The 10,313-nt window shown below is 41.8% G+C and carries 12 protein-coding genes; 4 read left to right on the forward strand and 8 right to left on the reverse strand.

Annotated features, from left to right (window positions below; all coding sequences use genetic code 11):
* Positions 1-142: 142 nt before the first annotated feature.
* The 7 genes from purR to E5A76_RS09845 all read right to left on the reverse strand — a co-directional run bounded on the left by purR (position 143) and on the right by E5A76_RS09845 (position 6,302).
* The gene (gene purR / locus E5A76_RS09815) at positions 143-1,147 is read right to left on the reverse strand and encodes an HTH-type transcriptional repressor PurR (RefSeq protein WP_161118815.1); all 1,005 of its coding nucleotides are present in this window, start codon (positions 1,145-1,147) and stop codon (positions 143-145) included.
* Between the two features lie 395 nt (positions 1,148-1,542).
* A complete protein-coding gene (locus tag E5A76_RS09820; RefSeq protein WP_187695612.1) occupies positions 1,543-2,415 on the reverse strand; it encodes a heme ABC transporter ATP-binding protein in 873 nt (290 codons plus the stop codon).
* Entirely contained in the window at positions 2,412-3,449 is a 1,038-nt protein-coding gene (locus tag E5A76_RS09825; protein ID WP_161118816.1) for a FecCD family ABC transporter permease, read from the reverse strand. The genes E5A76_RS09820 and E5A76_RS09825 overlap by 4 nt, the downstream gene beginning before the upstream one ends.
* Positions 3,450-3,508: 59 nt before the next feature.
* Positions 3,509-4,372, reverse strand: a complete 864-nt coding sequence (locus tag E5A76_RS09830) for a heme/hemin ABC transporter substrate-binding protein (protein WP_161118817.1) — start codon at positions 4,370-4,372, stop codon at positions 3,509-3,511.
* A complete protein-coding gene (locus tag E5A76_RS09835; protein WP_053989576.1) occupies positions 4,369-4,791 on the reverse strand; it encodes an ExbD/TolR family protein in 423 nt (140 codons plus the stop codon). The genes E5A76_RS09830 and E5A76_RS09835 overlap by 4 nt, the downstream gene beginning before the upstream one ends.
* The gene (locus E5A76_RS09840; protein WP_161118818.1) at positions 4,788-5,489 is read right to left on the reverse strand and encodes a MotA/TolQ/ExbB proton channel family protein; all 702 of its coding nucleotides are present in this window, start codon (positions 5,487-5,489) and stop codon (positions 4,788-4,790) included. Before E5A76_RS09840 ends, E5A76_RS09835 begins: the two co-directional genes overlap by 4 nt.
* Positions 5,490-5,492: 3 nt before the next feature.
* Positions 5,493-6,302 carry an energy transducer TonB gene (locus tag E5A76_RS09845; RefSeq protein ID WP_161118819.1) on the reverse strand — a complete coding sequence of 270 codons (810 nt, stop codon included), beginning with the start codon at positions 6,300-6,302 and terminating at the stop codon, positions 5,493-5,495.
* Between the two features lie 442 nt (positions 6,303-6,744).
* On the opposite strand from E5A76_RS09845, the gene hutW reads away from it, so the two are divergent.
* The 4 genes from hutW to E5A76_RS09865 all read left to right on the forward strand — a co-directional run bounded on the left by hutW (position 6,745) and on the right by E5A76_RS09865 (position 9,918).
* Entirely contained in the window at positions 6,745-8,142 is a 1,398-nt protein-coding gene (gene hutW, locus E5A76_RS09850; protein WP_161118820.1) for a heme anaerobic degradation radical SAM methyltransferase ChuW/HutW, read from the forward strand.
* 23 nt (positions 8,143-8,165) lie between these two features.
* Positions 8,166-8,687: a heme utilization cystosolic carrier protein HutX gene (gene hutX, locus E5A76_RS09855; protein ID WP_187695613.1), complete on the forward strand. Its 522-nt coding sequence runs from the start codon at positions 8,166-8,168 to the stop codon at positions 8,685-8,687.
* Positions 8,688-8,739: 52 nt separating this feature from the next.
* Entirely contained in the window at positions 8,740-9,297 is a 558-nt protein-coding gene (gene hutZ, locus E5A76_RS09860; RefSeq protein WP_107166539.1) for a heme utilization protein HutZ, read from the forward strand.
* Positions 9,298-9,510: 213 nt separating this feature from the next.
* Positions 9,511-9,918: a hypothetical protein gene (locus E5A76_RS09865; RefSeq protein WP_023931937.1), complete on the forward strand. Its 408-nt coding sequence runs from the start codon at positions 9,511-9,513 to the stop codon at positions 9,916-9,918.
* A gap of 101 nt (positions 9,919-10,019) precedes the next feature.
* Here the strand turns inward: E5A76_RS09865 and E5A76_RS09870 are convergent.
* On the reverse strand, positions 10,020-10,313 hold a 294-nt coding region (locus tag E5A76_RS09870; RefSeq protein ID WP_222932515.1), incomplete at its 5' end, for a hypothetical protein.

The raw sequence follows: 10,313 nt of genomic DNA on the forward strand, positions 1-10,313 counted from the left end.
AAATCCAAGCCCTCAAAAATGTGATACTGCTTCAGGTAATTGTTCTTATCTTGTGGTGAGCATAAATCTTTTTTAAAAAAGTAAAAAAAAGCCAACAAGTTAAACTTATCGGCTTTTTCATGACTTACCAAGGTCAATCTTGTTAGTTGAGATCTTTAACAGACTTTCTCGCAACAAGCTCAGGCGTCATTTCAAAAGTTTGACGAGCGTGATTCTTGTCTTTAACACGATCTAGCAAAATTTCCACCGCTGTTTTACCTAAACGACGCTTAGGCTGGTGGATGGTCGTTAGCGGCGGTGCAAAGTACGGTGCAAGGTCAATGTTATCGTAACCAATGATAGAGATATCATCAGGAATACGTAGACCTGCTTGCTGGAATGTACTGATCATTGCCATTGCCATGATGTCGTTGAAACAGAAGATAGCAGTAGGGCGATCTTTCATTGCGATAAATTTCTTCGCAGATTCTACAGCAGATTCACATTCAAAGTCACCTTCAAGTAGCCAATCTTCATTAACGCTTAAGTCCGCTTCTGCCATAGCTTTACGGAAACCTTTTAGGCGCTCATGACAAGTAGACTTATCAGCTTGACCAGATAGACAGCCAATTTTCTTATGGCCGTTATCGATGAAGTGTTTAGTCGCAATGTAGCCACCATCTTCAGCGTTATCTTGAATGTTGTCAGTGTGAGGACGTTCTGGACCCCAGTCCATGATAACCATTGGAAGATCGTTCTGACGCTCTAGTAGTTCAAGTAGCTTCTGATCAAGATCGCTACACATTACTAGTAAGCCATCAACACGCTTTTCTGCCAGCATGCGTAGGTAGTCACGTTGCTTTTCAAGATTACCTTCTGTGTTACATAGGATCAGGGTATAGCCTGCGCCGTAACAGTATTCTTCAACGCCATGTACAACTTCAGCAAAGAATGGGTTAGTTGATTTTGTTACCAACATACCAATGGTACGAGTTGTATTACATTTTAAGCTTCGCGCTACAGCACTTGGTGCGTAGTTAAGCTCGTCTACCGCAGCCAGCACTTTTTTCTGTGTTGCTTCTGCAACAAAGCGTGTTTTATTGATCACGTGTGAAACAGTTGTGGTTGATACACCTGCCATACGTGCAACGTCTTTAATGGTTGCCATATTTATTCTTCTAATTATGGTCAGATAGAGATCTGACAAAAGGTTGTGGTACCCAATTGATTAATTACGTAGTAGATGGCTAGTTGAGAGACTAGTAGATATGAAATTCTTTAATTATTAACTACTTAATTATTCAATTTGGCACCGTTTTTATAGAGTACCGCTCTTAAACAACTAAAGCCGCAATAAATGCGGCATTAGTGTATCGAAATCTTTATTACAACTTTTACATGTGTAATCGCTTGCGCTCACATTTTACTGTGTGTTTTGCGTTGTGCAATCTTTCTGTTCATCTTGAGTGAAATTATTGATGATAAAGTATAAAAATGTAGGTCGTTGTCACGCTTAATCCGATTTTCTATCGCATTTTTACAGTATTAATAACTGATTGGTTATTAAAGAATAGGATGATTCGCTGACAAAATATAAGGGTAGTTTTCTTTAGGGTGGGTATGCACCGTAACAGGCCAACCATACAGCGATTCTACAACTTCTGCCGTGAGCACTTGTGACGGTGTTCCATCCGCTTTTATTTGCCCATCTTTTAGGAAAATCATCCGATCTGTGTATTGCGCTGCAAGGTTTAAATCATGTAATACCACAATAACCGCAGCGCCTTGCATTGCCATGTTCTTGGCGATTTGTAAGGTGTGATGCTGATGTGCCAAATCAAGAGCTGAGGTTGGTTCATCCAGCATCAAAATACAGTGCTCACCAGCTTGGCTTAATTGGGTTAATACCCGAGCTAAGTGGATCCGTTGCTTTTCGCCACCCGAAAGCGTCGGGTAAAGCCTATTTGCAAGGTTTTTGACATCAACATAATCCATTGTTATTTGTGTCACTGATTTGAGCTGTGGTGAAGTCAGTTGCAACGGAATTGCGCCTAACTCCACCACTTCTTTTGCTGTGAACGCAAAAGAAAGTGCACTGTGCTGCGGCAGTATGCCTAAATGTTTAGCCAGTGTAGCTCTGTCCCATGATGACAATGGTTGCCCGAAAAAAGAGACCTCGCCAAATTCAGCTGTCACTTCGCCACAGAGTACTTTTAATAAGGTACTTTTACCTGCTCCATTGGGGCCTAGCAAGGCTGTGACCTCACCTGAATGAATATCTAAATTCAGATCATCTAATAAGACTTTATTACCATAACGAAGTTTGAGATTTCTTGCTTGAATAACGCTGTTTGTATTGGTGTTTAGAGAAGCGTTATTTTGAGAGCTGTTTTCTTTCGAACTAAGTAAATCAATATCAATGGCAGTTGCTGTCATGAAATGTGCCTCTTTTGAGCGCTAAGTAAATAGATAAAGAAAGGCGCACCTAAAATAGCGGTGATAATGCCAACGGGTAATTCTTGTGGTGAAAAAGCACTACGGGCGATCATGTCGGCAACTAATAATATTAAGCCACCTAACAGAGCTGAAATAGGTAATAAGGTTTTATGATTTGGACCAGTCAGCATGCGTCCAACATGAGGGATCACTAAACCGATAAATCCGATAGGGCCACAAATCGACACGGTAATACCGACACCTGCCGCACAGACAATAATAAGATTACGTTTTAAGTGCTGAGTATTGACGCCCATGTGCCTGGCTTCTGCTTCACCTAATAAGAACGCATTTAAGTTATTACAATGGCGATAACAGTAGCTAAATAGTAACGCTAACGTAAAGTAGGCAAGAAGGATCCCAGACCACGTGGCACCAGCCAGTGAGCCCATTGACCATAGTGATAAATCACGCAGTGCCTCATCATCAGCAACATAGTTAAGTAAGCCCAATCCTGCCGCTGAAATTGCGGTAATCGCCACTCCTGCTAATAGCATGATCATCACTGATGTACCGTTTTTATCTGTGCCTAAGCGATAAACCATCACTGTGCTAATTGCACCGCCAATAAACGCAAACACAGGCACAATGGCAAAGTTAAGTAACTGTGGGAAAGTGCTGGTAAGTGGGGCGAATAATACAATGGCTAATGCTGCACCTAAGCCTGCACCGCCTGTAATACCAATAATCCCGGGATCAGCAAGAGGATTACGAAATAGCCCTTGCAGTACGCTGCCGCAAATCGCCAAAATTGCACCAATAGCAAAACAGAGTAGGGTGCGAGGTAGGCGAATTTGATGGATCACTAAGCTGACATGTTGCGCCAATTGATGATCGCCAGGTAATAGTGCAAGTAGACTTTGCTTATAACTGATTGCCATTGGGCCAATCACAATGGATGACAGTCCAGCTAGCAGTAGTAAGCCAATGCTTAAAATATAAATATGTTGGGCTGAAAATCGTTTTGCGTACATGAAAAAACAACCTTAAAACAGAGGTACTTATCGAATAGACGTTATTGGAAATACTTGATTTAAGGGTAAATAACCTGATTGAGCCTTAATGCTTCATTCACGCTTTCTAACCCTAAACCGCCAATTAAAGCTGTACCGTTAATGGTTAATAAGGCGTTATTGGTCGCCGCTGGTGTTGCAGCAATGAGCGGCATTTGTTTAACCAGATCTTCCATACTTTTGATCTTACTTGCAGTACGAGTGCTTAATAGAATGATATCTGGCTGCATGGTGACAATGGCTTCGGCCGAAATCGGTTTGTAGTTGCTGACTGATTCTGCCGCGGGATTTACGGCACCTGCTAATGAGATAATGCTATCTGCCGTGGTATTACTGCCTGCGACATTGATTGGTCGACCATCATGGATCATCAAAAACAGCACTTTTTTAGCAGTTTTGATGTTAGCTGTTGCCTGCTTAATCTCGTTTAGCTGCTTATTCAGTTTTTCTTTTAATACCTCTGCACGCTGTTGATGGTGTGTCAGTGAGGCGATTTGATCGATACGTTGTAGTAAATCTTGAACGGTTTCACCTGAGTTCACGACACCCACACTAACGCCTGATTGTTTAAGTAAATCTAATGTGCTTTGCGGCCCCATTTCATCTGAACCAATGACGTTTGTTGGTGATAGTGACATCAGGTTCTCTGCTGATAGTTGGCGGTGGTAGCCTACTTTAGGCACAGATTTATCTACGAGTGTTTTACTGGTGAGATCCACGGCTACTAGCTGATCTTGTGCGTTTAAAGCGTTAATGATTTGTGTAATCGACGCGCCTGCACTGACGATTTTGTTGGTGTTGGGATCTGTATTGGCGTATGAAAAGCTACTCAATCCTAATGTGATCGTCAGCAGAGATGTGGTTAAAAGTGTGCGTCGTTTCATGATGATGATTCTTCCATAAGTAGCTGAGTTGCTTTGATATTGTTTTCTTGTAAGAACGCGAGCAGTTTAAGCATTTGTTCAACAGAGGCGGTTTTATCTGCCCCGATCACAACAGGTTTATTTGGGTTGTTTTTTACTTCAGTTAATAACGCTTGTTTAAAGCTGTCCCAGTCATTGATTTTCTCGCCCTGAAGCGCCCAATGTGGCGCATTAGCAACGAGATTAATGGCGATAGGATCAGCCTGTGTGGTTTGTAATGTCTTAGTGGCGGTTTGTGGTAAATCGACATCCAACGACTTAATTTTTACCGTAGCGGTAAGCAGTAAAAACACCATCACAATGAATATAATATCGAGCAGAGGTGTCAGATCTGGGGTCATATCATCAGACTGAGTTATGCTGCTACTGGCTTTGATCATAATGCTTTACCACTAACCGCTGGGTTTTGTTCACAAGTATCACAAGCGGTCGTTTTGCCGTTTTCCACTTCGATATTCATCCCTTCAAGCCACAGGTTGCAGCGATTTAAACAGTGCTCTAACTTGGCTGTCACGTTATCAGCCCATAAGCCTAAAAGCTGTGCACCTGTAATAGCTGGTAGGGAAATCAATAAGCCAGCTGCTGTTGTTCGCATGGCTAAGCCTAAACCGTCGGCTAAATCACTAGGGGTTACTGAACCTGTCGATTGTGAAATGCCACTGAACATTTCAATTAGCCCTAAAACGGTGCCAAGCAAACCTAATAGCGGGCTGATCACACCAATTAAGCTAAGCAAACGTAAGCCTGAACGTAATTCAGTACGTTTTTGAATTAGCCAAATAGCAGCTGCATCTTCACGCAGAGGTTTGGTGAAGTGACGGTGAGCAATCAACATCGCAATGCCTTTATAAAGTAGGGGACGTTGCTGTTTTAATTCTTCAGTCAGTGTATCTAGCGCACAATCATCGTGACGATTCTGTTTGGCAAGGATGGCGTTTACCTTAGTTTTGCCAACACCAGTGCAAAGCAAAACTTGAACTAAACGTTCCACAAGGATCATTACCGTGAGCACAGAGCAGATAATGAGAGGCCATGCCATTAGGCCAAGTTGTTGGGTCAGGTTGTCTAAAAAGCTCATGATTTAATCCAATTTGAAACGAACAGGAATTTGTACACGGTGAGCGATAGCTTTTCCGTTAATGATGTGCGGAGAAAAACGCCACAGTTTGATTGCTTTCAGTGCCGCTTTATCAAGCACGCTGGCACCGGATGATTTAGCTAATTTCTGTTTTAGCTGTTTGCCGTCTTTACCAATTAACACTTCCACTAATACTGTGCCTTCAATACCTCGACGCTTAGCCAAACTAGGGTAGCTAACAGGGGAAGGTTTAGTCGCAAATGTCGGTTTTGATACCAACTTCGGCTCGCTGGAACCTTGAGTGGCTTGCGGGTTCAGCGGCTTTTTATTTACCTCAACCACTGATTTGGTGGCAGGCTTATTACTGGGTTTATCTAACGTAAATTCTTTGCTTGCGGTACTAGGCTTTGCTGGTTGTGCTTTCTTTACTGTTTTGTTCTGCAAGGGCTTTTTAACATCAGCTTTTTTAGTCACCGTTTTTTTAGGTATTGGCTTTTTAGGAACAGCTTTCTTCTTAGGTTCAGCTTTTGGTTTTGTTACTGGCTTGTTTTTTTGAACCAGCTTTTTCATCGCTGTTTTTGGTTCTGGCGTCATCGTTTTTGCGACAGGCTTTATCGGTTCAACAGGCGTTTCAACCATAGGCTGAATAACAGGTTCTGGTTTGGCGATAGGCAAAGAAACCAGATTTACACTTACGCTAGCAGGTTCAGAGACTGGCACTGTGATGATTTTTTTGTCAGGCATTGCAGAGACAAGAAGGCTATGGAACAAAATGGAAGCACTGCCTGCAATGGCGTAGCGTTTTAAATTCACAACAACAACCTTATTTGCTGATAGCCATGATTCGGTATTGATCGGAAGTGATAATTTGCATCGTGAGATAAGTCCGTTTATTCAATGAATTAGCTTAATTATTTTGGTACTGGTGTACTTAGTGCGGCGCACTTTGAATTTATTATCCATGAAATGCGAATAATATCAATTATCATTTGCAATATTATTTGATGCTCAATATGATAATTAAAACCAAAAATTATGTGGGTGATTTTTGAACAAGATCATTCGCTTAGATTGCGAAAAGCAACAAGATTGAAAGTAAACAGCTAATAGATTTGCTCTTGAGCCTGTGCATAGCATGCCAACCTATGAGGGCTCTACCTTGTGACTTGTATTAATAATAAGCACAGGGCAACCGAGGGGCGATTAGCCAATAGTTATGCGTAAAACCCATGAAAGTTCGACGTTAGGAAAGGGGATGTCAGTCCCAGAGGAACAATTAACCACGGATGTTATCGGTGAAAATACGCCAGATCCTTTGCGTTTTGGCTTTGTGAAGAAAACATCGGCGCATGCTGGTGGTCATTCTCAACCGATAAAGCCAGATGAGCATCAATCCTTGATGGCAGCTTTGTTGCAAGGGAAGAACGAATCACGTTGCGAATCCACGATAAGTGGCATAGCAAAACGTTGTTTATATGTGCATATCCCATTTTGTCGTGTGCGCTGTACGTATTGTAACTTTTTCCAATATGCATCGAGCAAACAGCTGGTGGACGATTACTTTGCCGCTTTAATGATTGAGCTAGTAGAAAAGGCCAAACAATCTTGGACGCAAGCTGCGCCTTTTCAAGCGGTTTATATTGGTGGTGGAACACCGACAGATTTATCAGCTAAGCAAATTGAACAACTAGGCAAGATGATCCGCCAACATTTTCCGTTAACAACGGATTGCGAGTTAACTCTTGAAGGTCGGATCAACCGTTTTGATGATGAAATGTTTGAATCAGCGTTAGAGGGGGGCTTTAACCGTTTTTCATTTGGTGTGCAGAGCTTTGATACTCAAGTTCGACGTAAAGCAAAACGGTTAGATGATCGTGAAGTGGTGCTATCTCGGGTTCAGCGATTAGCACAATATGATCAAGCTCCCATCGTGATTGATTTGCTCTATGGCTTGCCATATCAAGATTTGACAGTGTGGCAACAAGATTTATCCGACTTTTTTGCAACGGGTGCTCATGGTGTTGATTTATACCAACTGGTCGAAATGAATGGCACACCCATGGCGGATTTGGTTGAGAAAGGGCGATTACCACAACCTGCTGGCACTGCGATAAAAGCATCGATGTTTGAAGCGGGTGTTGCTGCGATGGATGCTCATCATTTTAATCGCTTAAGTGTTAATCATTGGGCAAAAGATAATCGGGAACGCAGCTTATACAACAGCCTAGCGAAAACCACTGCAGAGGTTTGGCCATTAGGCGCAGGGGCGGGCGGCAATATCGGTGGCTATGGCGTAATGCAGCATCGTACCCTTGATGGTTATTTAGCGGCTATCAAGCAAGGTTTAATGCCTGTGGCGATGATGATGAAGCAACCTGTTAATGCTGCAACGACCATGGCGATCAAATGTGCTTTTGATCGTGGGGTTGTGTCTAAAATTGAATTAGAGCTGCAAGCTGGTTGGAATGTGTTTGATTACTGTTTGCCATTATTTAAAGCATGGCAACAACATGGTTTTGTTACTTTAAATACAACAAAGCAAAATCAATATGTCACGCTGACATTAGCAGGACAGTTTTGGGCAGTCACTCTAGCGCAAGCCATGATTAAGGTGATTAACAAAGTTAATGATTCAACTATGCGTGCAGCATAGAACGCACTGACAAATAAGGAAAAATGAAGGTGTTTGATAAATACACACGAGAAGAGTTAAAAACTCGCGTAGCAGCACTACTGACGGAAAATCCGAAACTTCATGCGGTGTCTATTTCTGAAGACTTAGGTGTTACTGAAGGTGAAATCGTCTTGTCTTATCCTGATGACATGGTGCAATTATTACCGGGAAGCCTAGCTAAAACTATTTTAGAAGCATTGCCATCATGGGGTCCCGTTACCACTATCGTGCATTCAATGGGATCGATTTTTGAGGTTAAAGCCAGCTTTCCTAAAGGGAAAGAAGCCCGTGGCTATTATAATTTAATGGGTAAAGAAGGTGAGCTTCACGGACATCTTCGCCTAGAAAATGTGTTAGATATTGCATTAGTCAGTAAGCCATTTATGGGGCAAGAAAGTTACTTTATTGGCTTTTTTGCTGCGACAGGTGAGTGCGTATTTAAGGTTTACTTAGGTCGTGATAAGCAACGTAACTTGTTCCCTGAGCAAATTGAAAAATTCCAGCAATTAAAACAAATGAAATAAACCTAAGCGCAGATTTAGGTTACAAAAAATCAGCAAATTCGAGGAAGAAATAATGAGTGAAGTAAAACAGGAACGCTTACAAAACCGATTAGGCCCAGAAATTAAAGAGTTCCGTGAAGCCTGCCAAACATTGCAGTTAGCGACTGTTGATGCCAATGGAAAACCGAATGTAAGTTATGCACCGTTTGCTTTACTTGATGATGGTTACTACGTGCTAATTAGCCAGATTGCAAAACACGCACGTAATTTATTAGAAAACCCACAAGTATCATTGATGATGATTGAAGACGAATCTGCATCAAAAGTGCTTTATGCCCGTAAGCGCTTAACCTTTGAAGCGGATGTGAGTGTGATTGAACGTAATTCTGAACGTTGGCAACAAGGTGTTGCAGCACTGCAAGCACGTTTTGGTGAGATTGTGGAAGGGCTAAGTGGGCTAGAGGATTTCAGCTTGTTCCGATTAGCACCAACGCAAGGTTTATTTGTAAAAGGCTTTGGTCAGGCATTCCAAGTGAGTGGTGATGATTTAGTGGATTTTGTGCATCTTCAAGAAGGACACCGTCGTATTAAAGATGGTAGTGAAATTGAATCAGCAGAAGAGAAGCTGTAATTAAGTTATTTAATAGTGATTGAATCTTATCCAGTGCTCGCATAGTCATAGGCGGGCACTTGTTCGTTTAGGGTGTTATAGCAGACTTTAGCGAAGTGTAAATGGGCTGTTTTGATCCTGATCATCGTAATTTGCAGCGAAACTTGAAGTCAGTGAAATACCTGTGATAATTAGGGTTAAATCATTACCTTATTGCTGATTTGGATCAACGTTATGACACAAGATAATAAGAAAGGCGTTTGGTTTGCTTATATCGCAAGCTTCTTAACACCATTTACACTACTGGCTTCAGGTATCGTGGCAATCATCTATGCTGGTTACCAATTAAATAAAGGTACTGATGAGCTTACATACAGTCACTATTACTCCATTATCCGTAGCTTCTTTTTGTTCTTTACATTTTTCGTGGTACTGGGTGTAACAGCGGCAACAACAACAGGTATGGTTGCTGGTGCTGATTATTGGGTTCAAGGCTCAATGTTACACGATGTGATGAATAGTGTGCTTAACGTGATCCCATTTGTTGGTGGTGTGATTGCAGCTATTGCAGTGCTTTACTGGTTGTTCAAAATCGTTAAAGGAATGCGTATGCTAAGCCAAAACAAACCAATGTGTTTGTAAGCTTAGCTATTCAAGAAACGCTAAGATAAAAAGAAAGAGTGGCTAGATAGCCACTCTTTTTTTTGCTTTGAGTTAATTGCAAGAGGATATAAATAGTGTGTTTAACTCATTAGCGGTCGGTTATGAATTGTCATTACGTCATTGTTGATGATGTATGGTGCACGATATGCTGTAGATCCCTCGGTGATCACCTCTGGAGTTGAGCAATCATTCCAGTCACACACATCACCACAATCCATCACGCCTTCAGGACATTCAGGGGTAATAACTGGTGGTTCAGTACAATCATTCCAGTCACAATAATGACCACAGTCCATAACACCTTCAGGACATTCAGGTGGAAGTGGAGGCTCAGTACAATCGTTCCAATCACAAACATTCCCACAATCCATTAC

This window comes from Photobacterium lucens (assembly GCF_009873615.1).
Classification (GTDB): domain Bacteria; phylum Pseudomonadota; class Gammaproteobacteria; order Enterobacterales; family Vibrionaceae; genus Photobacterium; species Photobacterium lucens.

Coding starts and splice junctions, on each gene's coding strand:
- E5A76_RS09840 (WP_161118818.1), bottom strand. CDS start 5,489: ATGAGCTTTTTAGACAACCTGACCCAACAACTTGGCCTAATGGCATGG.
- hutW (WP_161118820.1), top strand. CDS start 6,745: ATGTCAGTCCCAGAGGAACAATTAACCACGGATGTTATCGGTGAAAAT.
- E5A76_RS09825 (WP_161118816.1), bottom strand. CDS start 3,449: ATGTACGCAAAACGATTTTCAGCCCAACATATTTATATTTTAAGCATT.
- E5A76_RS09865 (WP_023931937.1), top strand. CDS start 9,511: ATGACACAAGATAATAAGAAAGGCGTTTGGTTTGCTTATATCGCAAGC.
- hutZ (WP_107166539.1), top strand. CDS start 8,740: ATGAGTGAAGTAAAACAGGAACGCTTACAAAACCGATTAGGCCCAGAA.
- purR (WP_161118815.1), bottom strand. CDS start 1,147: ATGGCAACCATTAAAGACGTTGCACGTATGGCAGGTGTATCAACCACA.
- E5A76_RS09835 (WP_053989576.1), bottom strand. CDS start 4,791: ATGATCAAAGCCAGTAGCAGCATAACTCAGTCTGATGATATGACCCCA.
- E5A76_RS09830 (WP_161118817.1), bottom strand. CDS start 4,372: ATGAAACGACGCACACTTTTAACCACATCTCTGCTGACGATCACATTA.
- E5A76_RS09820 (WP_187695612.1), bottom strand. CDS start 2,415: ATGACAGCAACTGCCATTGATATTGATTTACTTAGTTCGAAAGAAAAC.
- hutX (WP_187695613.1), top strand. CDS start 8,166: ATGAAGGTGTTTGATAAATACACACGAGAAGAGTTAAAAACTCGCGTA.